We start from the raw sequence: 23,859 nt of genomic DNA on the forward strand, positions 1-23,859 counted from the left end.
GCCCTGCTGATGAATATCGCCGAAAAGAATGAGCGAAGAGGGCGGACTGAGGACGAGTTCTATGCGCGCTTCGGTCGCCGATGGTCGCCGGTCGGAAGGATGGCCTCGGCCATCGGCTTCCTTGGAAGGATGTCAACCCCGCCTTCGACGAAAATGCCCGGCACGGGGCCGGGCAATCACGATGCGGATATCGGGAAGGATCAGGCGGCTCTTTCCATGGGCAGGCCGCGGCCGGCCGGTGCCAACCTGAACTGCTCGACCAGCATCATCAGCGTATCGGCCTGATTGGCCAGTTCGCGGCTGGCATTGGTTGCCTGATCGACCATGGCGGCGTTCTGCTGGGTCATCTGGTCCATCTGGTTGACCGAGCCATTGACCTCGTTCAAGGCGGCGGCCTGGTCGCGGCTTGCCGTGGCGATCATTTCGACATGGCCGCTGACCGAGACGATCTGCTGGCTGATCGAGGCCAGCACCGCGCCGGTTTCCTGGACGAGCTGCGCGCCTGAATTCACCTCGCCCGTCGATTTGTTGATCAGTCCCTTGATCTCGCGCGCCGCCTCGGCGGAGCGCTGGGCCAACTCGCGAACCTCCTGCGCAACCACGGCGAAACCGCGCCCCGCATCCCCCGCCCGTGCCGCCTCGATGCCGGCGTTCAATGCCAGGAGGTTGGTCTGGAAGGCGATTTCGTCGATCACCTCGATGATCTGCTCGATCTGGCGCGAGGCATCCTCGATCCGGCCCATCGCGGCAATCGCGCTTGAGACGACCACGGCCGAATTGTCGGCGCTTTTCTTGGTGTGCGACACGGCGACATTCGCCTCATGGGCACGCTCGGCGGAGGAGCGGACGGTAGCGGTGATCTGGTCGACCGCCGCTGCCGTTTCCTCCAGCGATGCCGCCTGGGCCTCGGTGCGCTTGGATAGGGAGGCTGCGGATGCGTGCATGTCGTTGCCGTTGCGCTGGATCGACAGGGCATTGTTCCTGATCTCCAGCAAGGTATCCTGCAGGCGGACGAGCGAGCCGTTGAAATCGAGGCGCAACTGTTCGAGCCGGCCCGTGAACGGCGTTTCGATCTGTTCGGAAAGATCGCCACGGGCAAGACGCCCGAGACCTGCTGCAAGCTGGTCGACGGCAAAATCGATCTGGTTGTCGAGCGCCCGTTTTTCGGCATCGTTGCGGCTGCGTTCGGCCTCCGCCTCGGTGCGCTGTTCTTCGCTTTCGGCCTCGATGCGGACCTTGGAAAGCGCATTTTCCTTGAAGACGCCGAGCGCCCTTGCCATGTCGCCGATCTCGTCGCGCCGGGCATCGCCGTCGATCGTGGTATCGAGCGCCCCATCGGCGAGACGGCGCATCGCTGCCGTGATCTGGCCGATCGGGCCTTTCAGCGTCAGCACCAGCGCGCCGCCGGCCAGAAGCGCAATGACGATACCGGTGACGGTGGCGAACATGGACACCTGGTTGGCCTTGTCGCGCTCCACCGAGGCTGTCGTCTTCTGGCCTTCGGCAAAGGTCGTCAACTGACCCCAGATATTGTCGATCTCGGCGGCGGCGGCGGCGAATTCAGCCTGTCGCTTCTGGCTGATCTCCACCAGCGCGACGCTGTCTTCGCCCATCGTTGCGATAATCGGTTTCAGGCCGATCAGGGCGTCGAAGAAATCGAGATCACCGGCCGTTCCGGCCAGGCTCTCGATATCCTGCGCCATGATCGAAAATTCGCGGGCAAGGCGAGCACGGCCTTCCTCATCGGATTTCTCGAGGAAGCTCGCCGCTGCGATGCGGATCGAATAGACGGAATTGACCAGTTTACGCGTATCGGCCAGCACATTGCCGGCCTTGACGAGCGGTGCATCGAGCTTGCCGAAGGTCGCGGTCGCCTCGCGCATCTTGACCGTGGCAGCCGTTTGCAACTGGATGCTGTTCTGGCGGAAACGGCCGACAAGCCGGCCGATCGCGGTCGCATTTTCCGCGCTCAGATCGCCGCTATCGGCCAGCGACTTGATTTCCTCGATCGTCCTCTTGAACGTCTCGGCGACAGCCTTCTGGTTCTTCGGCAAGCCGGAGGTGATCTTGCGCAGGACCTTGATCATCATGCCATGGGAAGACTGGACCAGCTTGATCTTTTCGTCCGGCGTGGCGGCCTTTGCGAAGGCGGTCATGAACTCGGTCAGCGTATCGCTCGAAGAGGTCAGCCGCTCGGCTTCGCGCAGGATCGACTTTGCCGATTCCTCGTCCTTGCGCACGACGCGTTCCATCTTCGTCGCTTCCTCGAGGATTTTCATCTGCTCTCCGAGCAGGTTGCCGAGGCTGGACGAAATGGATTTGCGCAGCCTTACCTCATCCTCGTACAGGGCCCAGAGCTGGCCGACGCGATCGCTGATCTTGGTGCTGCCATCGACCGCCTCCTGCAACTGCCGCCGGCCTTCCGCGTCGCTGACCTGCGCCAGCGTATCCGCCAGAACGCCCTGCTGGGCCTCGAGCTTGGTCAGTACCGCCTGACGGCTCTCCTCGGAGGTGTTCTGAAGGAAGCCGTTCATGCCGGCATAGACATCCTTGAAGCCGCTCAGCGACTGGAGGACGCTGTTGGATATCTCCATCCGCCCCTGCAGGAGGCCGGACGCATAAAGCCCGGTGATGCCGACGGCGCAGATGCTGGCCACGAAGGGCAGGACGAACAGGAGCACCTTGGTCTGGATCTTGAAGCGGGCGAGAATTTTGTCAATGAACATGAACGCACCTCGGGTCGCAGCCCTATCCGCCCTCCAAGCCAAAGGCTTCCCCGGCGCGCCGACAGGCTGATGATCTGATCGAAAGCATGCGGCTTTGCGCCGCCAGCCTGCCCGGCACTCATTGCGCGACCGCCACAGGCGATCACGGCAGACACTGTTGGCCGATATTCTTCCGCTGGAAGAATTAATATTTGAATAAGTACGATTAAATGGCGCCGGCCGTTATCGGCGCTCCAAGGCGTGCGGCAAACCACAGGGCAATGCCGACGGAAACGGTGCTTTCAGGCACCGGACTGGAGACGGGCTCAGATGGACAAAAGGGCAGGCAGGGCGGCGAGCGCGGCCAGTGCACAGAGCGCGACCAGCGTGGCGCGAACCAGAAGGGCTCTCTGCGTGCGGACTTCCTCGCTTTTCGCGATGGCGATGGCTTTGGGGCGGCTGCGTGTCTGGTTCATGGCATCATGTCCTTCTGACCAAATGCAACAATAGACCCGGATGATCCGGACCGCCAGCCCATATGATGTGCAATAGCGAATGAATGCAAAAGCACTTTAGAAAGGCTTTCTTTCACATCGCAAGGCCATGTGCCGGCGCGGGAAACAGGTTCCGCCAGATGTCTTAAGAATGGCTGAAGACAGGGCGGCTTAAGGCCGGTCAGGCCGCCTGTCCGGCGGAGAAACCGGATGCCCAGGCCCATTGGAAATTATAGCCGCCGAGCCAGCCGGTGACATCGACGCATTCGCCGATGAGATAGAGACCCGGCACATCGCGGGCCTGCATGGTGCGGGAATCGAGCGCCTTCGTATCGATGCCGCCCAGCGTCACCTCGGCGGTGCGGTAGCCTTCCGAACCGGCCGGCGTGATCGTCCAGGCCTTGATCCCAAGGCAGAATGCGTCGATGGCCTTGTCGGAGAGATCGGCAAGCGATCGATTGTGCAGCCCGGCCGCATCAGCGAAAAACTGCGCCAGTCTTTTCGGCAGATGATCGGCGAGCGCCGTCTGCAGAGCCTGGCGGCCGTTTTCGCGGCGCGCCGCCTTAAGCAATGCGGCGATATCGACGCCCGGCAGCAATTCCAGCCGAATGTCGCCCCCCTCGCGCCAATAGGAGGAAATCTGTAGGATCGCCGGGCCGCTCAAGCCGCGATGGGTGATCAGCACCGCTTCCTCGAACCGCGCCTTGCCGACGCTTGCCCCGGCATCGACGGCAACGCCGGCAAGCGCGCTCAGGCTTTCAAGCTGGCCCGGGTCGAGTGTCAGCGGCACGAGGCCCGGACGGGTCTCGACCAGGGGCAGGCCGAACTGCTCGGCGACTTTATAGGCAAAGCCGGTCGCGCCCATTTTCGGGATCGACTTGCCGCCGGTGGCAATGACGAGCGAGGCGCAGTCGATGACACCCTCCCCCGATGCAACGCGAAATCCGGTGGCCGACTTTTCGACCGAGAGGATTTGCGCGCCGAGCCGCAGGACGGCGCCCACCTCCCGCATCTCGGTCAGAAGCATGCGGATAATGTCCTTGGCGCTGTCATCGCAAAACAGCTGACCGAGGGTCTTTTCGTGCCAGGCAATGTTGTGGCGATCGACCAGGGACACGAAATCCTGTGGCGTATAGCGGGCCAGCGCGGATTTGCAGAAATGCGGGTTTGCCGACAGGAAGTTCTTCGGCCCCGCATGGATATTGGTGAAATTGCAGCGTCCGCCACCGGATATGCGGATCTTTTCGCCCGGCGCGCGGGCATGATCGAGCACGAGGACGCGACGGCCACGCCGACCCGCCTCGATGGCAGCCATCATGCCGGCGGCGCCCGCCCCGATTATCACGACATCGAATTTCTCGGCCAAACCATCCATTCCCATTCGGGCTTTCTTTCAAGGGGACGGCGGCAAAGTCAATCACTCTGCTTGGCGAGCAGGCTGACAAATACGCGTCGCGGCGCCCGGAAACTGCGGCTCTGCCCCCTAGCCAATTGCCAAACTCCGGTTATGATGCCGCATCCGAACCCAAAACCGGTGATTTATGCCTGCCAAGAGAAGCATTGCCCAACAAACAGCAAAGATCAGTAAAACTTCAAAAATTCCCCCAGCCCTGCAATCCGCCCGAGGCGTCAAGACCTGGAAAGAAGCCGCCGACTGGCTGAAGATCCGTGGCATCGAAGACATCGAGTGCATCACGCCCGATATTGCCGGGGTGCCGCGCGGCAAGATGATGCCCTCTTCGAAATTCACCTCCAATACCTCGCTGGCGCTGCCCTCGGCGATCTATCGCCATACGATTTCCGGCGAATATCCCGAAGAGACCGGCAATTTCCGCTATGATTCCCGCGACAGCGACATCAAGCTGGTTCCCGACCTGTCGACGCTTTCGGTCGTTCCCTGGGAGACCGATCCGACGGCGCAGGTGATCTGCGATATTGCGGGTTCACAGGGCGAGAAGGTTCCCTATACGCCGCGCAACGTCCTGAAGCATGTGCTCGACCTCTATCGCCAGAAGGGCTGGAAGCCGGTGGTGGCGCCGGAGATCGAATTCTACCTGGTCGCCAAAAACGAAGATCCCGACTATCCGCTGCATCCGCCAAAGGGGCGCTCCGGTCGCGCCATCCAGGGCGGACAGGGCTATTCCATTGCCGGCGTCAACGAATTCGACGAACTGATCGACGATATCTATCATTTCTCGGAAAAGCAGGGCCTGGAGATCGACACGCTGATCCATGAGGAAGGCCCGGCGCAGCTTGAAATCAACCTTCGCCACGGCGATCCGATCGAGCTTGCCGACCAGGTGTTCCTGTTCAAGCGGACCATTCGCGAGGCGGCGCTGAAACACGGCATCTATGCCACCTTCATGGCCAAGCCGATGCAGGCGCAGGCGGGATCGGCCATGCATATCCACCAGTCGGTTGTCGAGATCAACACCGGCCGCAACCTGTTTTCCAATGCCGACGGCACCGCCTCCAAGGAATTCTTCGCCTTCATCGGTGGCATGCAGAAATATGTGCCGAAGGCGCTGTCGATGATGGCGCCCTATGTGAATTCCTATCGCCGCCTGACGCCGGACATGTCGGCGCCGGTCAACAATGCCTGGGGCTACGACAACCGGACGACCGCCTTTCGCGTTCCGGTTTCGGAGCCTGCTGCGCGGCGGGTGGAAAACCGGCTGCCGAGTTCGGATGCCAATCCCTATCTGGCGCTGGCCGCCTCGCTCGGCTGCGGCTATCTCGGCATCGTCCGAGGGCTGGAACCCACCGCACCCGCCGAGGCTTCGGCCGATCGCGGCACGATCGACCTGCCGCGCGGCCTGCTGGAAGCCGTTTCGCTGTTGGAGGGAGAGCCGGATTTCGCCGAGATCTTCAGCCCGGAATTCATCGCCATCTATGGCGGCGTCAAGCGCGGCGAGTTCGAAACCTTCATGCAGGTGATCAGTCCCTGGGAACGCGAATATCTGCTTCTCAACGTCTGACAGGAAGGTGCGACCATGGCCTGGCAAAGCCCGATCTCGCCGGGGATTTCCTGGTATGAGGCTAATATTCCAGAGCGGCCGGACTATCCGGCCCTTTCCGGCTCGACGGAGACCGACGTCGCCATTGTCGGCGGCGGCTTCACCGGCCTGCAGGCGGCCTATAATCTCGCCCTGAAAGGCGTGCGGGTCACGCTGATCGACGCCTGGCGCTTCGGCGACGGTGCCTCGGGACGCAATGGCGGGCAACTCGGCACCGGCCAGCGCTGGTCGCCGGAAGAGATGGAAGACACGCTCGGCCTGGAGCGGTCCAAGGCGCTTTTCGATCTCGCCGAGAATGCCAAGGCCTATCTTCTCGACTTTGCTTCCGGCAAGGGCATCGATATCGAATATGTCCCCGGCCAGCTCAATGTCTGCCACAAGAAGGGCCTCGAGAAAGAGTATCGCGACAGCGTAGAGATTGCCGCTTCGCGCTACGGCTATCACCACCAGAGCTTCATGGGGCGGGACGAAACCGTGGCCCGGCTCGGCTCCGAGCGCTACCTGTTCGGCATCCGCGACACCGGCACCGGCCATATCCAGCCGATGAAGCTGCTGGTCGGGCTGGCAAGGCAGGCGGCGCTCGCCGGTGCCGTCTTGCATGAAAAGACCAAGGCGGTGAAGATTGCGCAAGGCGGCGGTCGCATTCTTGTGGAGACCGACCAGGGCACGATCCGCTGCGAGCGGGCGCTGATTGCCTGCAACGGCTATATCGGCGATCTCGAACCGGTGACGGCGCGCCATGTCATGCCGATCCGCTCCTTCATCGGTGCGACCCGGGTGCTTGCCGACTTCCCGGATGTCCTGCCGGGCGGTGAGGCGGTCGCCGATTCGCGCTTCGTCGTGCGTTATTTCCGCAAGTCGCAGGACGGGCGGCTGCTGTTCGGCGGACGTGAAGCCTATACGGCCGACAATCCCCGCGACATTTCCGATCACATCCGCCGGCAGATCACCGAGATCTATCCTGCTCTGCAGGACATCGAGATGACCCATGCCTGGGGCGGCTCCGTCGGCATTACCTTGCCGCGCCAGCCCTTCGTGCGCGAGGTCATGCCCGGCGTCACTTCGATCGGCGGATATTCCGGCCACGGCGTCATGCTGTCCAATTATTGCGGCAAGCTCTATGCCGATCTGGTCACCGGCAACCGGTCCGATCTCGATCTCTTCAGAGACCTGAACATTCCGGCCTTCCCCGGCGGCACGCGCTTCCGTTCCGTGCTATTGTTCCTGGCCCTCAGTTGGTATGCGCTGCGCGACAAGTTCTGAAATCCAGGCGTAACGCATTTTGTTGCGGCGCGGTCTAGCGTTTTTAAATCGATTAGATTATACACGCCCCCATTGGAACGAGATCGAGATTCCCATGAGCAGCCAGATTATTCCCGTGGAACCCTTCGACTATGTGGTGTTCGGAGGGACCGGCGATCTTGCCGAGCGCAAATTGCTTCCCGCCCTCTACCACCGGCAGTTGGACGGGCAGATCAGCGATCCGACGCGCATCATCGGCGCGTCGCGCAGTGTCCTCACCCATGAGGAATACCGCCAGTTCGCCACCGACGCATTGAAGGAACATCTGAAGCCTGCCGAATATGACGAGGCGGAGGTCAAGATTTTCACCGAGCGGCTGTTCTATGTGCCGGTGGATGCCAAGTCCGATCTCGGCTGGGACAAGCTGAAAGCGCTCCTCGACGACGGCAAGGACCGGGTCCGGGCCTTCTATCTCGCCGTAGCGCCGGCGATTTTCGGTGATATCTCGGAAAAGATCCGCGACCACAAGTTGATCACCAAGACGACGCGGATCGTCGTCGAAAAGCCGATCGGCCGCGATCTTGCCTCGGCGCTCGAACTCAACGACACGATCGGCAAGGTCTTCAAGGAAGACCAGATTTTCCGCATAGACCATTATCTCGGCAAGGAGACCGTGCAGAACCTGATGGCGCTGCGCTTTGCCAATGCGCTGTACGAGCCGCTGTGGAATTCCGCCTATATCGACCATGTCCAGATCACCGTTGCCGAATCCGTCGGGCTCGAGAGCCGGGCCGGTTATTACGACAAGGCCGGCGCGCTGCGCGACATGGTGCAGAACCACATCCTGCAGCTTCTCTGCCTCGTTGCCATGGAAGTGCCGCCCTCGATGAATGCGGAGGCCGTGCGCGACGAGAAGCTGAAAGTGCTGCGTGCGCTGAGGCCTATCAATCCCGGCAATGTCGAAAAACTGACGGTGCGCGGCCAGTACAAGGCCGGCGCGTCGGCCGGCGGCGCGGTCAAGGGTTATCTGGAAGAACTCGAAGGCGGGGTCTCCAATACCGAGACCTTTGTCGCTATCAAGGCGGAAATCTGCAACTGGCGCTGGGCGGGCGTTCCCTTCTACATCCGCACCGGCAAGCGCATGGCGGGTCGCATGTCGGAGATCGTCATCACATTCAAACCGATCCCGCATTCGATCTTCGATGAAGCGGCTGGCCGCATTGCCGCCAACCAGTTGATCATCCGGCTGCAGCCGGACGAAGGCGTCAAGCAGTCGCTGATGATCAAGGACCCGGGGCCGGGCGGCATGCGGCTGCGCAATGTCTCTCTTGACATGACCTTCGCGGAAGCCTTCAAAGCCCGCAGTGCCGATGCCTACGAGCGACTGCTGCTCGACGTGGTGCGCAACAACCAGACCCTGTTCATGCGCCGCGACGAGGTCGAGGCGGCGTGGCAGTGGATCGACCCGATCCTGAAATCCTGGGAAGCGGTCGGCCAGCAGGTCCAAGCCTATACGGCCGGCACCTGGGGTCCGAGCCAGGCGATCGCGCTGATCGAGCGCGACGGCCGCACCTGGCACGAAGTGATCTGAGGACGGCGCGATGACGGCGGCGATGCATATATTCGACGATGGCGACGCACTGGCGCAAGGCCTGGCAGACGCCGTAGCCTCCGCGCTGTCGGCGGCCATTGCCGAGCGCGGCCAGGCCTCGCTTGCCGTCTCCGGCGGCTCGACGCCGAAAGGATTTTTCAAGGCGCTTTCCGGCAAGGCAATCGATTGGTCCAAGGTGACCGTTACGCTGGTCGATGAACGCTTCGTGGAGCCGGACAACGAGCGATCGAACGAGAAACTGGTCAAGGACAATCTATTGACCGATAAGGCCGCCGCCGCGCAGTTCGAGCCGCTCTATTATCCCACGGCATCGGCGGAAGAGGCCGCCGCCGCCGCATCGAAACAGACCGCGTCGATCGGCTGTCCTTTCGATGTCGTCGTTCTCGGCATGGGCGGTGACGGCCACACGGCCTCGTTCTTTCCCGGCGGCTCGCGGCTTTCCGAAGCGCTCGATGCCGCCACGCCGCGCGGCGTGATGACCATGCAGGCCGAAGGCGCCGGCGAGCCGCGCCTGACATTCACATTCTCCAGCCTTCAGGATGCCCGGCTTCTGGTGCTCCATATCGAAGGCGACGGCAAGAAAGAGGTTCTTGCCAAGGCAGAAGCGCCCGGCGACGAGGCGGAGATGCCGGTCCGGGCAATCCTGCGCCGGGCCGCCTCCCCGCTCCAGATCTACTGGGCACCTTGACGTAAAGGCTCGGCTCCCAAGACCCGGGTCATCCGAAACCATTAAGACCAGGGAGTGCCCGGCACTCCGGAACAGGATTGCCATGTCCGCCGCCGCCCGCATCGCCGCGATAACCGCCCGCATCGTCGAACGTTCCAAACCCTACCGCGAGCCCTATCTTGCACGCATCCGCGCGGCCTCCTCTCGCCGCGCCACCCGCTCGGTGCTCGGCTGCGGCAATCTCGCCCATGGTTTCGCGGCCTGTTCCCCCTCCGAGAAAACGGCGCTTTCGGGCGACGAGGTTCCCAATCTCGGTATCATCACCTCCTATAACGACATGCTGTCGGCGCATCAGCCGTTCGAGACCTATCCGGCGCTGATCCGTGAGGCCGCCCATCAGGCGGGCGGCATCGCCCAGGTTGCCGGCGGCGTGCCGGCCATGTGTGACGGTGTCACCCAGGGACAGCCGGGCATGGAATTGTCGCTCTTCTCGCGCGACCTGATCGCCATGGCGGCCGGTGTCGGCCTGTCGCACAACATGTTCGACTCGACCGTCTATCTCGGCGTCTGCGACAAGATCGTTCCCGGGCTGATGATCGCCGCCATGACCTTCGGCCACCTGCCGGCCGTGTTCATTCCGGCCGGTCCGATGACCACCGGCCTGCCGAACGACGAGAAGACGCGCGTGCGCCAGCTTTTCGCCGAAGGCAAGGTTGGCCGCGACGAGCTGCTGGAGGCGGAATCGAAATCCTATCACGGCCCCGGCACCTGCACCTTCTACGGCACCGCCAATTCCAACCAGATGCTGATGGAGATCATGGGCTTCCACCTGCCCGGCGCCTCCTTCATCAATCCCGGCACGCCGCTGCGCGACGCCCTGACCCGAGAAGCAACCAGGCGTGCCCTGGCGATCACCGCGCTCGGCAACGAATTCACGCCGGCCGGCGAGATGATCGACGAGCGTTCGATCGTCAATGGGGTGGTCGGCCTGCATGCGACGGGCGGCTCGACCAACCACACGATGCATCTGGTCGCCATGGCCCGTTCCGCCGGTATAGCCCTGACCTGGCGGGATATTTCCGAGCTTTCCGACATCATCCCGCTCTTGGCCCGCGTCTACCCGAACGGCCTTGCCGATGTGAACCATTTCCATGCGGCCGGCGGCATGGGTTATCTCATCAGCCAGCTTCTGAAGCACGGCCTGCTGCATGACGATGTTCGCACCGTCTTCGGGCAGGGGCTCGACGCCTATGCGATCGACGTCCGGCTCGGCCCCAATGGCACGGTCGAGCGCCTGCCGGCACCCGCGCAGAGCCATGACCCGAAGGTGCTTTCCACCGTCGAGCAGCCCTTCCAGCCATCGGGTGGGCTGAAGATGCTGTCGGGCAATCTCGGCAAGGCCGTCATCAAGATCTCTGCCGTCAAGCCGGAGCGCCATGTCATCGAGGCACCGGCGAAAATATTCCACGACCAGTCGGAACTGCAGGATGCTTTCAAGGCAGGCAAGCTCGAGGGCGATTTCATCGCCGTCGTCCGCTTCCAGGGCCCGAAGGCCAACGGCATGCCGGAACTGCACAAGCTGACCACCGTGCTCGGCATCCTGCAGGATCGCGGCCAGACCGTGGCATTGGTGACCGACGGCCGCATGTCTGGCGCCTCCGGCAAGGTGCCGTCGGCAATCCACATGACGCCGGAGGCCAAGGATGGCGGCCCGATTTCACGCCTGCGCGAAGGTGACATGATCCGTCTCGACGCCATCAGCGGTACGATCGAGGTGCTGGTCGCGCCGGCCGAATTTTCCGCTCGCCCGCCGGCCGAAGCCGATCTTTCCGGCAATGAATTCGGCATGGGCCGCGAACTCTTCGCACCGTTCCGGGCGGCGACGGGCTCGGCCGACAATGGTGCAAGCGTGTTCTTCCACTGAGACGGAATCCAATTACGGCAGCGGCCCGGGATGCATGTCGCTGCGGCCGTCATAGCGCTCGATCTTCAGTTCGAAAAGGTCGATGCCCTCGATGCAGCGGGCATTGACCGAGACGCGCTCGCCGGGATAGCCGGTTCGCATCATGGCGACGCCGCATCTGGGGCAGAAATGATGGCCCTCGGTAAGGCACCGCCAGACATAGGTGGACAGTTGGCGTTTTTCGCTCAGAAGCCTGATCCTGCTTGCCGGAACTTTCCAGTGCAGGAAGCCCGAGCGCCGGCAGGTCGAACAATTGCATTCGACCAGTTCGGCAATCTCCTCATCGACCTCGATGCAGATGTCGCCGCAGTGACAGGAAAGCCGATAGGGTCGTTCCATTGGTCATCGTCCCGCTGCTGCCAAATCCAGCACCATCAATCCGCCTCCCGGAAGCGAAGTCAAGTGCGCGGGCACCGGCAGGCTGACGGCAGACAGTTCCCAAAATCGGGCGTGCCGGCTCAGCTATAGATATCGAGCACACGGTTACGGTGGTTGGGATGGGTGCTGTAGACGAAGATGCGGTTGAGATCGCGCTCCGACATCAGCCGCAGGAAGCGCGCCTCGATGATATTGTTGGCATGCACGCGTTTGACCAGGCAGCCGATCATGCCGATCCGGGCAGAGGGGATGTCGAGGTAGAAATTCTGCGGGAGCTTGAACTGCGTGGCGATGCCGATGATCGCGCCGCTCTTGGAGATCTGCAGCAATTCGCAGCGGCGCGACGAAAGATTGAGCATGCCCTTTTCTGTGTATTCGATTCGCGCGTCGTTCCGCGTTTCCTCCATCGGGAAGCGCGCTTCCCGGTCGTACATGAAGGATTCTTCCTTACTCAGATAGGTTGGTTTATCGGATGCCTGTCCCCGCATCGTTTTGCTCCCTGCCGTTTCAGGAATTATAGGCCAGGAGATTTTAACAGAGCGTGAGCGGGCGAACGAACAAGCCGGAAAAATCCGCCCGGAACCTCAAAGGACTGCGGGAAATCCCCACCGTCAGAGGCGATAGCTCTTGCCGTTGGCATCGAACAGATGCAGCTTTGCCCTGTCGGCGGTGAGACGAACCTTTTCGCCGCGCCTGACCTTCAGAATGCCGGGTATCTTGGCGATGATCGGCTCATTGGCGACAAGGCCATCGATATAGAGAAGCGTGACCTCGCCCAGCGCCTCGACGATCGAGACGGTGCCTTCGAACAGAAAGTCGTCGCCGGCCGCGATGCCCAAATCCTCCGGCCGCACACCGAAGCTGGCGGTCTTGCCGTTTTCGGAGGCCGGGGTGGCGATATCAAGGACGGTACGCCTGCCGCCGGTCAGTTCCACCGTCGTTTCCGTGCCGGCGCCGGCGATCGTCGCCGGGATGATGTTCATTGCCGGCGAGCCGATGAAGCGGGCAACGAAGAGATTGGCGGGGCGCTCGTAAAGTTCGAGGGGTGGGCCGACCTGCTCGATATGACCGGCCGAAAGCACGACGATGCGGTCGGCAAGCGTCATCGCCTCGACCTGATCGTGGGTCACGTAGACCATCGTCGTGTCCGGCATGGATTCGTTCAGCTTGGCGATCTCGATGCGGGTGGCGACACGCAGTGCTGCGTCGAGATTGGACAGGGGCTCGTCGAACAGGAAGACCTTCGGATCCCGGCAGATCGCCCGGCCAATCGCGACGCGCTGGCGCTGGCCGCCCGAAAGCGCCTTGGGCAGCCGGTCAAGATAGGCCGTGAGTTGCAGGATATCGGCGGCGGCACGCACCCGCCGGTCAATCTCCTCCTTGCTTTCCTTGGCGATGCGCATGCCGAAGGCCATGTTGTCGTAGACCGTCATATGCGGATAGAGCGCATAGGACTGGAAGACCATGGCGATGCCACGCTGCGAGGGCGGTACATCGTTGACCTGGCGTCCGGCAATATACATTTCGCCGCCGGAAATCTCCTCCAGCCCGGCGATCATGCGCAGCAATGTCGACTTGCCGCATCCCGAGGGACCGACGAAGACGACGAACTCGCCCTGCCGGATATCCAGATCGATGCCATGGATGACATCCACCGCGCCGTAGGACTTGCGGATATTCTTCAGTTGCAGGCCTGCCATGTCATCCTCCCCTTCATTCTCCATTGAACCCGGCCGTCTTGCGGGCGGCCTGCCCTGTCTGTCATTCGATGCGCGCGAAAAAGCCGCTCCAGGCCGGCAGCATGATCTTCTCTTCGCCCAGATGCGAGGCGAAGCCGTGGCCGGCCAGCACTTCCAGCCGCTCGGGCGGGCGCTCAGCAGTCACCGCCTCCGCGCTCATGTTGAACAGGCAGAGGATCGTCTCATTGCCGAATGTGCGCTCGAAGCCGAGCAGCGGCGCCGGATAGGGGCGAAAGACGATCTCGCCCTTGGCAAAGGCCGGATGCTGCCTGCGAAAGGCCAGGAACCGCCGATAGTGGTTGAGAACCGAGCGCTGGTCCAGTTGCTGCACCGAGACGGCGCGCTCCAGATGGTCCGCCGGCACCGGCAGCCAGGGCAGGCCCTCGCTGAAGCCGCCATTCACCGCATCCCTGTCCCAGACCATCGGCGTACGGCATCCGTCGCGCCCCTTGAAATCCGGCCAGAACTGGATGCCGTAGGGGTCCTTCAGGTCCGAGAAGGCAAGCTCCGCTTCGGTCAGGCCGAGTTCCTCGCCCTGATAGATGCAGACCGAACCGCGCAGTGTCATCAACAGGCTTGCGAGGAACTTCGCATAGGCCTCCCTGTTGGCGATATCGGTTCCCCAGCGGCTGACATGGCGCACGACATCATGATTGGAAAAGGCCCAGCAGGCCCAGCCCTCGGGCGCTGCACGCTCGAAATCATGCTGCACGTTGGCGACGCTTGCCGGCGTCAGCGGATCGGGCGCCAGGAACTCGAAGGCGTAGCACATGTGCATCTTGTCGTCGCCCGACGTATATTGCCCGGCGATCTCCAGGCCGATCTGGCTGTCACCGACCTCGCCAACGGCGGCGATCGCCGGAAACTCGTCCATCACGGCGCGAAAGCGCTTGAGGAATTCCAGGTTTTCCGGACGGTTCTTGTCGTAGAGATGTTCCTGGTAGTTGTAGGGGTTCACCGCCGGCGCCGTATTGGCATTGCGCCGTTCCGGGGCGAGCGCCGGATTGTCCCGCAGTTCCAGGTCATGGAAATAGAAATTGATCGTATCCAGCCGAAAGCCATCGACGCCGCGTTCCAGCCAGAAGCGCTCGACGGAGAGAAGCGCATCCTGGACGTCCGGATTGTGGAGGTTCAGGTCCGGCTGCGAGGTCAGGAAATTGTGCATGTAATATTGCAGCCGCGTCGGATCCCAGGCCCAGGCCGATCCGCCGAAAATCGACATCCAGTTGTTGGGCGGCGTGCCGTCGGGTTTGGAATCCGACCAGACATACCAGTCGGCCCTCGGATTGAAGCGGCTGGAGCGGCTCTCGGCGAACCAGGGATGCTGGTCGGAGGTATGCGACAGGACGAGGTCGATCATCACGCGGATACCGAGACGATGGGCTTCGGCGATCAATGCATCGAAATCGGCAAGCCCGCCGAAGATCGGATCGACGCCCCTGTAGTCGGAGACGTCATAGCCGAAATCCTTCATCGGTGAGGTGAAGAAGGGCGAAATCCAGATCGCATCGACCCCGAGCGATGCCACATGCGGCAGCCGGGCGGTGATGCCCTTGAGATCGCCGATGCCGTCGCCGTTGGAATCCTGGTAGGAACGCGGATAGATCTGGTAGATCACCGCGCCCCGCCACCAGTCACGGTCGGCCTCAAGGATGGAACCACGCGCCGGGGTCATGCTCATATTCATTCCGATGGACGTCCTTGTCTCAAGAAAGCTCAGCCGCCCTTGACCGAGCCGGCCAGAAGACCGCGAACCAGGTAGCGCTGCAGGGTGAAGAAAACGATCAGCGGCACGATGATGGTCACGAAGGCCGAGGCGGTAAGAATTTCCCAATTGCCGCCGCGCGACCCAAGGAGATTGACCAGTCGCCCTGTCAGGACCAGTTCGTTCTTGCCGGTTCCGAGGAACACCATGGCCACCAGCAGGTCGTTCCAGGTCCACAGGAACTGGAAGATCGAGAAGGAGGCGAGCGCCGGGAATGACAAAGGCAGGATGATCTTGACGAAGATGTCGAAATCGCTCGCGCCATCGACCCGTGCCGATTCCATGATCTCGCGCGGCAGGCCGGCCATGTAGTTGCGCAGCAGATAGATGGCAAGCGGCAGGCCGAAGCCCATATGCGCCAGCCAGATGCCGACATAGGTCTTGGCGGGAACGCCGAAAAAGGCGCCGACGCCGTTATAGAGCTTCAACAGCGGGATCAGCGACATCTGCAGCGGCACGACGAGAAGGCCGACGACCACCGCAACCAGGATTGCCCGGCCTGGGAATTTCATCCAGGCAAGCGCATAGGCAGCGAAGGCCGCCACCAGGATCGGAATGATCGTCGCGGGAATGGCAACCGTCAGCGAGTTGATGAAGGAGGCGCCAATGCCTTCGGCGCGCATGACCTCGCGGTAATTGTCGAAGGTGAAACGCGGCGGCACGGCGGCGGTATAGAAGATGCGCTGGCCCCTGCTGCCTTCCATCGCCTTATCGGAGGTGATCTCGAAGGCGCCATCGGCCTGAACCGTCAGCCTTTCGCCGTCGTTCATCTCCGCTGTTTCCCCCGGCGTGTAGGCGGTGGGTTCGCGGCTGTTGAACCCGAAGGCGGAGACTTCCCCGGACTGGCCTTCCAGCAAATTGCCGGAAATGACGAATTTCCCGTCCTTTTCGACTTGCGCATCGGCGCCCGGCGCGCGGAAGACAAGGTTCTGCGTCGAGGTGGAGAGCGCCGTCCACCAACCGGAAACCGCCAGTTGATCCTTGTCGCGAAGCGAGGAAATCAGCAGGCCCGCGGTCGGCAGGGTCCATAGGAGGACGAGCAGGATGACGGAGAGATGAACGAACCAGATCAGCGGAGAGCGGGAGGAAGCGATCATCTCAATGGCTCTCCATTTCCTTGGCGGCGTTGCGGATGTTCCAGATCATGATCGGGATCACCAGAAGCATGATGACGACCGCGATCGCCGCACCGCGCCCGAAATCGCCGCCGCCCCTAAACATCCAGTCGAACATGAGATTGGCGAGGACCTGGCTTTGCCATTGGCCATTGGTCATGGCGAGCACGATATCGAAGACCTTGAGCACCAGAATGGTGATGGTGGTCCAGACCACGGCGATCGTGCCCCAGATCTGCGGGATCATGATCTTGAAGAAAATCTGGAAGCCGTTGGCGCCGTCGATGACCGCGGCCTCGACGGTTTCTTCCGGAATACCGCGCAGGGCCGCCGACAGAATGACCATGGCAAAGCCGGTCTGGATCCAGATCAGGATGACCATCAGGAAGAAATTGTTCCAGAAAGGCAGCGTCACCCAGGCTTCCGGCGTGCCACCGAACGCCACGACGATGGCGTTGAGCAGGCCGATCTGCTCCGTACCCTCGGCCCGGTAGTCATAGATGAATTTCCAGATGACGGAGGCACCGACGAAGGAAATCGCCATCGGCATGAAAATCAGGGTCTTGGCGATATTTCCCCACCAGATACGGTCGGTCAGCGCCGCGATGACCAGGCCGAAAAAGGTGGCGGCGGCGGGCACGACGAGTAGCCAGAGGAAATTATTGTAGATCGACTGGCGGAATTCGCCGTCGTTGAACATCCATATGAAATTGCCCAGCCCGACGAAATTCTCTCCGGACTTGTCATGAAGGCTGAGCCAGACGGATTCGATGACCGGGTAGATAAGGTAGATGGTCAGCGAAAACAGCGCCGGCCCGAGAAAGAGCCACGGCCTCACCGCATTGGTGATGCGCAGGTTGCGCGAGGTAACAGGGCCGGTCAGGCCCTTGGAAGGGAACAGCTTGTCGAGAACCCAGTTCGTCCCGAAAAAATAGGCCGCGCAGGCAAGAACCCCGGCGGCCATCGTGGCGATCGCGAACAACAACTGCTGCATGGCATGTCCCCTCCCCGAGATTCTTTATTGCAGGAGAGTTTTACCCCCCTCTGTCAGCTTTGCTGACATCTCCCCCACAAGGGGGGAGATCGTTCTTTTTCCTTATGCGCCCCAAAGCCGATAATAATCTCCCCCCTTGGGGGGGAGATGTCCCGATAGGGACAGAGGGGGGTAGCCGCCTCGACATCTTACTTGATGGAATCCCAGGCTTTCTGGATATCGCCGGCGACATCAGCCGCAGACTTGCCACCGACATAATCGACCATGCCCGTCCAGAAGGCGCCAGCGCCGATCTTGCCGGGCATGAGGTCGGAACCATCGAAGCGGAAGGTCGTGGCGTTCAAGAGGATTTCGCCCTGCTTCTTCATCGGACCGTTGGCATAGGCGTCCTTGTTGGCGCTTTTCAGCGGCGTCAGGAAGCTCGACTGCGCCATCCAGACTTCATGGGCGATGGGGGTTTCGAGAAATTCGATGAAGGCGCGTGCCGCCGGCGTGTCCTTGGTGATCATGGCCAGCGTACCGGCGCCGAGCACCGGATTGCCGAGATCCGGCTTGTCCGCATAGGGCGGCATGTAGAAGAAATCCGCATCCTCGCCGACGACGGTGCCTTCCGGGAAGAAGGACGGAATGAACGACGCCTGGTGATGCAGGTAGCATTTCGGCGGCGAGGCGAAGAGGCCCTTGGGGCTATCGCGGAAATCGGCGGACGCGACGGCTGCCGCGCCACCATCGACATTCTTGTCGTTCTTGGCAAACCAGCCGAATTCGTCGATCGCGCCGATAACCGCCGGATCGTTGAACGGGATTTCGTTGGTGACCCATTTGTCATAGGTTTCGGCAGGCTGCGTGCGCAGCATCATGTCTTCTACCCAGTCGGTCGCCGGCCAGCCGGTGGCGCCGCCGGAGCCAAGGCCGATGCACCAGGGCGTGCCGCCATCGGCAACGATCTGCTCGGTCAGGGCCTTGAGGTCTTCCATGGTCTTGGGAACTTCATAGCCGGAATCCTCAAAATTTTCCGGCACGTACCAGACCAGTGATTTCACGTCGATCTTGTAGGGGAAGGCATAGAGGTCCTTCTTGCCATCCTTGCCAGCATAGGTCGAAAGATCGACCCAGGACTGGCCGGCGGCGTAGTTTTCGAGAAGCCATTTCTTGGTCTCCTCGCCGAGCGGGGTCAGATGCCCCTTGGAAGCCAGATCGGCGATCAGGCCGGGCTGCGGCAGGATGGCGACATCCGGCGGGCTTCCTGCCTGGGTGTCGATGACGATCTGCTGCTCGTAGTTCTCGGAGGACGAATATTTCACATCGATGCCGGTCGCCTCGCGGAAATAGTCGAGCATGCTTTGCGCCAGGGCTTCATCCTCGCCGCGCCAGGGGCCGAAGATGGTCAGGGTCTGGCCCTTCAGGTCATGCCCCTTCTTGAACTCCTCGAAGCTCGCCCAGTTGAATTTGGAATCCTCGCCGGGCTTGAATTTCAGCTCCGCGGCATTGGCAGCACCGGCGATCAGCGCAAGTGTTGCAACTCCCAGCAAAAATGTTCTTTTCACGTCATTTCCTCCCAAGAAAGACCCGGCTCTTCACGTGGAGCCGACACAGCAGACAGCACCAAAATCCAAAGCGCTTTCATTGCGTCAACAAATCATCTCGCCGGGCAGGGAGTCAAGTGCTTTTGGACGAGCGGTGAAAACAGCGACCCCATGCAATGCAGCAAAGGTTTGCACTGCAATGGAGCCGAATTTTCTGGTTGCCGCTGGTAGCCGATGCTACAAAAATCTCCGCGCCTTGAGAATAAAGGGAAAAATCCGACAGGAAATCAAAGCGCTTTGGGAGATCGCGCCGATCATGAACATGAATCTGAAGCAGTTGGCAGCGATGCTTGGCCTGTCGCAAACGACGGTCAGCCGGGCGCTCAACGGCTATCCCGAAGTCAATGCCGAAACGCGCGAGCGCGTGCTGGCCGCCGTGAAGGCAACCGGATACAGGCCCAACCGGGCCGCGCAGAGACTGGCGACGGGCCGAGCCGGGTCGATCGGCCTCGTCATGCCGGTGGCACCCGGAATCGATTCCGACGTGCATTTCGGCGAGTTCCTGGCCGGACTGGGAGAGGAAGCCGTCCGTCACGATTTCCATTTCGTCATCAATCCGAGCGCCCCGGACGAGGAGGAGGCAACCTTCAAGCGGCTGGCGGCAAGCGGCAATGTGGATGCCCTGTTCCTTGCCTATGTGCGCGCCGGTGACCCACGGATCACCATGCTGAAATCCCTCTCGATTCCCTTTGTTGTCCATGGCCGGGCAGTCGACCAGCCGGAGGACTATCCCTTCCTCGATATCGACAACACCGCCGCCTTCCATGGCGCGACGCGGTTGCTCATTCAGCTTGGACACCGGCGGATCGCGTTCATCAACGGGCCGCCCGACCTGACATTCGCCATGCGGCGGCTGAAGGGAATGCGGCGCGCGATGGAGGAACACGGCCTGCCGGTTGACCAGGATCTTATCCAGCACGCATTTATGACCGACGAACACGGCCACCGCGCCATGCAGCGCTTTCTGGCGCGGGACCGACCGCCGACAGCCGTGCTCTGCTCCTCGACGGTGATCGCGCTCGGCGCCGTCCGGGCGATCAACATGGCGGGGCTGCGGCTGGGGGTCGATATTTCACTGATCGCCCATGACGACGTGCTGCCGATGCTGAAACCGGAGAATTTCAGCGTGCCGCTGACGACGACGCGCTCGTCGTTGAGGGCCGCCGGCTCAAGGATCGCCGCCCGGTTGATTTCGCGCATCCTGAAGAACGGCGAGCAGCCGGACCAGGAATTATGGCAAACCGAACTGATCGTCCGTGCCTCCACGGGGCCAGCGCCGAAACCTTGAGGTCGTCCTTACTGCGATCAGAAAGACGGCGCCTGCCTGCCGGCCTTGCGATAGGCGGCAATGACCGTATTGGCCATCAGCATGGCAATGGTCATCGGGCCGACGCCGCCGGGAACAGGGGTGATGACGCCCGCCACGGCGGCGCATTCCTTGAAGGCGACATCGCCGACCAGGCGGGACTTGCCCTCCCCTTTCTCCGGCGCATCGATGCGGTTGATGCCGACATCGATCACCGTCGCGCCCGGCTTGACCCAATCGGCGTTCACCATTTCGGGGCGGCCGACGGCAGCCACCAGGATATCGGCGCCGCGGCAGACTTCGGCGAGGTTCCTCGTGCGCGAATGCGCGACGGTCACCGTGGCATTGGCAGCCAGCAGCAGGGCGGCCATCGGCTTGCCGAACAGATTGGAACGGCCGATGACGACGGCGTTCAGCCCCGACAGGTCCGCGCCATGGGTCTGCCGGACGAAGACCATGGCACCGGCCGGGGTGCAGGAAACCAGGCCGCCGTCGAGATCGCCGGTCGCCAGCTTGCCGGCATTGACCACATGCAGTCCATCGACGTCCTTTTCCGGCAGGATGGACTGGATGATCGGCTCGGAACGGAGCGGCTTCGGCAGAGGCAGTTGCACGAGGATGCCATGCAGGCTTTCATCTTCGTTGAGCGATTGAACGAGTGCAGCAAGGTCTTCCTGCGTCGTCTGTTCGGGCAGCGTGTGCTGCACGGAGGTGAAGCCGCATTCCTTTGCCATCCTGCTTTTCGAGGAGACATAGGCATGGCTTGCGGGATCATCACCGACGATAACGACCGCAAGGCCGGGCTTGACCCCGGTCTCATCCTTCAAAACCTGCGACGCCGTCTTTACGGCATCGATCACCGAAGACGCCACCTGCTTGCCATCAATCACCGTCGCCACGACATTCTCCCAGATTCTCTTTGGTTCGCTTCAGTTTAGTTCTGGCGAAAAATCTCGTTGGCCTCAATGCGTCCTCTGCTGTTCCGATCGAATTAATTCACATTCGTGGGCGGACGCAGCCGCCGGCCGCCGGTCAAGCCGGTTCCACGGGGAAACACATATTGAGGGGGAGTGATAGACGCTGACCGATGGATTAGCGTGACCGGGGGCCCGACCGACGGCTGACGGTCAGTTGTTCGTTTCCGCGCCCGGCCAGCTTGTACCGGAGAATATTATAGATGAACAGCGGATTCCCGAGCAGGTAGCGACGCCATAGGCGACGGGGCTCGAGGATCAGCCGATGCAGCCATTCCAGCCGCAGGCGCCGGACGGCTGCCGATGCGCGCGGCACTTCCTCCGCCATGAAATCGAACAGGGCGCCGACGCTGATCACCAGCCGGGCATGGCCGGGACCGACATGCCGGTCGATCCATTTTTCCTGCTTCGGGCTGCCCATCGCAACCAGCAGGATATCGGGCTTCAACGCGCGGACACGCGCCATTACCTCATCGGACCGCTCCATGTCGAAATAACCGTCGGCGACCGGGATGAATTCGTGCCAGGGTGCATGTTTGCGAAAATTCTCCGCCGCCCGCTCCAGTATCTTTGGATGAGAGCCGATCATCGCCACGCGCCTTGGCGTCGTCATGTAGGTCATCAGGGCCGGCACGAAATCGGTCCCGTTCAGGTTGGCCGGAAAGGCCTTTCCATGAAAAAGCCAGGAGGCGATATCGATGCCATGGCCATCGGGAAGAACGAGATGGCGATTGAGGACGTCGCGATAGTCGTCATCCTTCATCATCAGGTTGGCATTATTGGCGTTGAGGAACGAGATGACGGTCTGCCCGATCGGCAGCGAGGCGACTTCGTCAGCAAAAATGAAGGCATCCGCCCAGCCGAAATCACAGACCGGCAGGCCGAGGATCATCCGTTGCGATGCGCTGATCGGATTTCCGGGAGCGAAATTCATTGCTGCGCGCCTCCCCGCCGGACAGGATATCCGGGAGAGCGGGAGAGCACGGCGCAAGCGTCACCGGCAGAAACATGACAAGCAAGGGCACGACCCGGCAACGGGCCTGCCATCGGCAAGAATTGGAGAAGCAGAAACATGCCGCCACACAAGGATCGAGAACAGTTGGGCGGACTGTAGCAACATGACGTGAAATGGAGCTTAAACCATTCATTCAAAAGCAAATTCGGAAATTAAGATTTCGTTCGTAATGACCGTTTTTCAGTGTGCTTTACGGGAGTTGGCGATGGCCCGGACCCGTGACTGGAGCCAGGGGGAAGCATGGCCCGTGTCGTTTCGGCACATATCGGGATCGGCCAAACGCCCTGTCGCGGGCCATTGCGGCAGCAGGCCAGCCGTTGCGACGCATCGGGCGCCCGCGTCACTGCGTGGATTCGGCAATCGCCCCCGCCGGAATCCTGTCCTTGGCCGAGACGCCGTTCTTGTCCACGATCGGCACAGGTCTGCGCGGCTTCTCGTTTGCCGAATTGGCGATGCGGGCAACGTCGGCCTTGGTGAGATATTCCAGCTGTTCGACGAGCACTTCATAGATCACTTCGTCGTGAAGCTGCTTGTTCAGGCCTTCGCGGATGACCGTCTTGAAATGGGTGAGGTCGAAATTGGTGGTATCGGCGATATTGATGAGCTTCTGGCCGACGAGAATATCGAACAGCGCATTCGTCACCGCTTCCTTGAGCGGCACTTCGATGTGCTTCACTTTGGCCTTATCGACGGAGAAAGACAATTTGGTCAGGAAATAACCCTGCACCGCGCCATCGGTGATCACCGGTACCGTGACCGGTTCGCCCTGAACATATTCCCGCGAAGCGCGGCGCTGCGCCTCCGCGTCCGTTTCCACCGGTGCCGATGCGTGCTGGATCGAAAAATAGACGGATCCGAGCGATACTGCGCAGATCCACACACCGGTGAGAACGAGCTTCAGCATCAGAAGTCGCCGTAGCGGAACTGCTGCTCGGAATAGATGCCGTCGGCATCGGCGTCCTGCACGGCTGTCTTGAGAAGATCGACGACCGAGCGGCAGGCTTCCATATGTGCATGCACCTTCTGGGAATTCGTCATCAGCTTGGATTTGATATGCTGGGTCTGGGAGACGAATGACGAAGAAATCTCGTTCGGCGCGGCATCGCGATGCAACATGGTCAGTTCGTAGAGGCAACGGCTCTTGCGGGCGTTCGAGGTTTTAAGGTCGAACGCCGGATCATTGCCGATCCGGGCATTCTCGTTGTCGAGGATCATTTCGAGACGGCCCAGCACGTTCTGGATACGCACGTCGCTCGATGCAGCAGCTTCCATCATTTCGCTCCCTTT

The 23,859-nt window shown here is 61.5% G+C and carries 20 protein-coding genes; 6 read left to right on the forward strand and 14 right to left on the reverse strand.

Annotation, left to right across the window (positions count from 1 at the left end; genetic code table 11):
- Positions 1–200 precede the first annotated feature (200 nt).
- The 3 genes from ASD31_RS03500 to ASD31_RS03505 all read right to left on the reverse strand — a co-directional run bounded on the left by ASD31_RS03500 (position 201) and on the right by ASD31_RS03505 (position 4,565).
- Positions 201–2,726 (reverse strand): methyl-accepting chemotaxis protein, encoded by a 2,526-nt coding sequence (locus tag ASD31_RS03500; protein WP_056329481.1) that lies wholly within the window; start codon positions 2,724–2,726, stop codon positions 201–203.
- 305 nt (positions 2,727–3,031) lie between these two features.
- Positions 3,032–3,181, reverse strand: a complete 150-nt coding sequence (locus ASD31_RS25745) for a hypothetical protein (protein ID WP_156392497.1) — start codon at positions 3,179–3,181, stop codon at positions 3,032–3,034.
- Positions 3,182–3,380: 199 nt separating this feature from the next.
- A complete protein-coding gene (locus ASD31_RS03505; RefSeq protein ID WP_056329723.1) occupies positions 3,381–4,565 on the reverse strand; it encodes an NAD(P)/FAD-dependent oxidoreductase in 1,185 nt (394 codons plus the stop codon).
- A 175-nt stretch (positions 4,566–4,740) separates the two neighbouring features.
- On the opposite strand from ASD31_RS03505, the gene ASD31_RS03510 reads away from it, so the two are divergent.
- The 5 genes from ASD31_RS03510 (at position 4,741) to edd (ending at position 11,661) form a co-directional block, all read left to right on the forward strand.
- Positions 4,741–6,177 (forward strand): glutamine synthetase family protein, encoded by a 1,437-nt coding sequence (locus ASD31_RS03510; protein ID WP_056329484.1) that lies wholly within the window; start codon positions 4,741–4,743, stop codon positions 6,175–6,177.
- Between the two features lie 15 nt (positions 6,178–6,192).
- Complete coding sequence (locus ASD31_RS03515; protein WP_056329487.1) at positions 6,193–7,479, forward strand: NAD(P)/FAD-dependent oxidoreductase; 1,287 nt, start codon at positions 6,193–6,195, stop codon at positions 7,477–7,479.
- A gap of 94 nt (positions 7,480–7,573) precedes the next feature.
- Positions 7,574–9,049: a glucose-6-phosphate dehydrogenase gene (gene zwf, locus ASD31_RS03520; RefSeq protein ID WP_056329489.1), complete on the forward strand. Its 1,476-nt coding sequence runs from the start codon at positions 7,574–7,576 to the stop codon at positions 9,047–9,049.
- Positions 9,050–9,059: 10 nt separating this feature from the next.
- Positions 9,060–9,758, forward strand: coding sequence for a 6-phosphogluconolactonase (gene pgl, locus ASD31_RS03525; protein WP_056329492.1), 699 nt, complete (start codon positions 9,060–9,062; stop codon positions 9,756–9,758).
- A gap of 82 nt (positions 9,759–9,840) precedes the next feature.
- A complete protein-coding gene (gene edd / locus ASD31_RS03530) occupies positions 9,841–11,661 on the forward strand; it encodes a phosphogluconate dehydratase (RefSeq protein ID WP_056329493.1) in 1,821 nt (606 codons plus the stop codon).
- Between the two features lie 12 nt (positions 11,662–11,673).
- Here edd and ASD31_RS03535 read toward each other — a convergent pair whose 3' ends face one another.
- The 7 genes from ASD31_RS03535 to ASD31_RS03565 form a co-directional block, all read right to left on the reverse strand.
- On the reverse strand, positions 11,674–12,039 hold the full coding sequence (locus ASD31_RS03535; RefSeq protein ID WP_056329495.1) for a GFA family protein: 366 nt from the start codon (positions 12,037–12,039) through the stop codon (positions 11,674–11,676).
- 119 nt (positions 12,040–12,158) lie between these two features.
- A complete protein-coding gene (locus ASD31_RS03540; protein ID WP_082520393.1) occupies positions 12,159–12,566 on the reverse strand; it encodes a hypothetical protein in 408 nt (135 codons plus the stop codon).
- Positions 12,567–12,689: 123 nt separating this feature from the next.
- Positions 12,690–13,778 (reverse strand): ABC transporter ATP-binding protein, encoded by a 1,089-nt coding sequence (locus ASD31_RS03545; RefSeq protein ID WP_056329500.1) that lies wholly within the window; start codon positions 13,776–13,778, stop codon positions 12,690–12,692.
- A gap of 61 nt (positions 13,779–13,839) precedes the next feature.
- A complete protein-coding gene (locus ASD31_RS03550; protein WP_056329725.1) occupies positions 13,840–15,492 on the reverse strand; it encodes an alpha-glucosidase in 1,653 nt (550 codons plus the stop codon).
- Between the two features lie 41 nt (positions 15,493–15,533).
- Positions 15,534–16,679, reverse strand: coding sequence for a carbohydrate ABC transporter permease (locus ASD31_RS03555; RefSeq protein WP_056329503.1), 1,146 nt, complete (start codon positions 16,677–16,679; stop codon positions 15,534–15,536).
- Position 16,680: 1 nt separating this feature from the next.
- A complete protein-coding gene (locus ASD31_RS03560) occupies positions 16,681–17,691 on the reverse strand; it encodes a carbohydrate ABC transporter permease (protein ID WP_056329504.1) in 1,011 nt (336 codons plus the stop codon).
- A 188-nt stretch (positions 17,692–17,879) separates the two neighbouring features.
- The gene (locus ASD31_RS03565) at positions 17,880–19,238 is read right to left on the reverse strand and encodes an ABC transporter substrate-binding protein (protein ID WP_056329508.1); all 1,359 of its coding nucleotides are present in this window, start codon (positions 19,236–19,238) and stop codon (positions 17,880–17,882) included.
- Between the two features lie 295 nt (positions 19,239–19,533).
- Between ASD31_RS03565 and ASD31_RS03570 the strand changes: the two genes are divergently transcribed.
- Positions 19,534–20,565 (forward strand): LacI family DNA-binding transcriptional regulator, encoded by a 1,032-nt coding sequence (locus tag ASD31_RS03570; RefSeq protein WP_056329728.1) that lies wholly within the window; start codon positions 19,534–19,536, stop codon positions 20,563–20,565.
- A 17-nt stretch (positions 20,566–20,582) separates the two neighbouring features.
- Here the strand turns inward: ASD31_RS03570 and folD are convergent, their stop codons facing one another.
- The 4 genes from folD to ASD31_RS03590 all read right to left on the reverse strand — a co-directional run bounded on the left by folD (position 20,583) and on the right by ASD31_RS03590 (position 23,844).
- Positions 20,583–21,482 carry a bifunctional methylenetetrahydrofolate dehydrogenase/methenyltetrahydrofolate cyclohydrolase FolD gene (folD, locus tag ASD31_RS03575; protein ID WP_056329510.1) on the reverse strand — a complete coding sequence of 300 codons (900 nt, stop codon included), beginning with the start codon at positions 21,480–21,482 and terminating at the stop codon, positions 20,583–20,585.
- 193 nt (positions 21,483–21,675) lie between these two features.
- Entirely contained in the window at positions 21,676–22,491 is an 816-nt protein-coding gene (locus tag ASD31_RS03580) for a WecB/TagA/CpsF family glycosyltransferase (RefSeq protein ID WP_056329513.1), read from the reverse strand.
- A gap of 421 nt (positions 22,492–22,912) precedes the next feature.
- Positions 22,913–23,476, reverse strand: a complete 564-nt coding sequence (locus ASD31_RS03585) for a hypothetical protein (protein ID WP_056329515.1) — start codon at positions 23,474–23,476, stop codon at positions 22,913–22,915.
- Complete coding sequence (locus ASD31_RS03590; protein WP_056329730.1) at positions 23,476–23,844, reverse strand: hypothetical protein; 369 nt, start codon at positions 23,842–23,844, stop codon at positions 23,476–23,478. The genes ASD31_RS03585 and ASD31_RS03590 overlap by 1 nt, the downstream gene beginning before the upstream one ends.
- Positions 23,845–23,859 lie beyond the last annotated feature (15 nt).

Source organism: Rhizobium sp. Root482 (assembly GCF_001426565.1).
Taxonomy (GTDB): Bacteria; Pseudomonadota; Alphaproteobacteria; order Rhizobiales; family Rhizobiaceae; genus Pararhizobium.

Coding starts and splice junctions, on each gene's coding strand:
- ASD31_RS03500 (WP_056329481.1), bottom strand. CDS start 2,726: ATGTTCATTGACAAAATTCTCGCCCGCTTCAAGATCCAGACCAAGGTG.
- ASD31_RS25745 (WP_156392497.1), bottom strand. CDS start 3,181: ATGAACCAGACACGCAGCCGCCCCAAAGCCATCGCCATCGCGAAAAGC.
- ASD31_RS03510 (WP_056329484.1), top strand. CDS start 4,741: ATGCCTGCCAAGAGAAGCATTGCCCAACAAACAGCAAAGATCAGTAAA.
- ASD31_RS03515 (WP_056329487.1), top strand. CDS start 6,193: ATGGCCTGGCAAAGCCCGATCTCGCCGGGGATTTCCTGGTATGAGGCT.
- zwf (WP_056329489.1), top strand. CDS start 7,574: ATGAGCAGCCAGATTATTCCCGTGGAACCCTTCGACTATGTGGTGTTC.
- pgl (WP_056329492.1), top strand. CDS start 9,060: ATGACGGCGGCGATGCATATATTCGACGATGGCGACGCACTGGCGCAA.
- edd (WP_056329493.1), top strand. CDS start 9,841: ATGTCCGCCGCCGCCCGCATCGCCGCGATAACCGCCCGCATCGTCGAA.
- ASD31_RS03535 (WP_056329495.1), bottom strand. CDS start 12,039: ATGGAACGACCCTATCGGCTTTCCTGTCACTGCGGCGACATCTGCATC.
- ASD31_RS03540 (WP_082520393.1), bottom strand. CDS start 12,566: ATGCGGGGACAGGCATCCGATAAACCAACCTATCTGAGTAAGGAAGAA.
- ASD31_RS03545 (WP_056329500.1), bottom strand. CDS start 13,778: ATGGCAGGCCTGCAACTGAAGAATATCCGCAAGTCCTACGGCGCGGTG.
- ASD31_RS03550 (WP_056329725.1), bottom strand. CDS start 15,492: ATGACCCCGGCGCGTGGTTCCATCCTTGAGGCCGACCGTGACTGGTGG.
- ASD31_RS03555 (WP_056329503.1), bottom strand. CDS start 16,679: ATGATCGCTTCCTCCCGCTCTCCGCTGATCTGGTTCGTTCATCTCTCC.
- ASD31_RS03560 (WP_056329504.1), bottom strand. CDS start 17,691: ATGCAGCAGTTGTTGTTCGCGATCGCCACGATGGCCGCCGGGGTTCTT.
- ASD31_RS03570 (WP_056329728.1), top strand. CDS start 19,534: ATGAACATGAATCTGAAGCAGTTGGCAGCGATGCTTGGCCTGTCGCAA.
- ASD31_RS03580 (WP_056329513.1), bottom strand. CDS start 22,491: ATGAATTTCGCTCCCGGAAATCCGATCAGCGCATCGCAACGGATGATC.
- ASD31_RS03585 (WP_056329515.1), bottom strand. CDS start 23,476: ATGCTGAAGCTCGTTCTCACCGGTGTGTGGATCTGCGCAGTATCGCTC.
- ASD31_RS03590 (WP_056329730.1), bottom strand. CDS start 23,844: ATGGAAGCTGCTGCATCGAGCGACGTGCGTATCCAGAACGTGCTGGGC.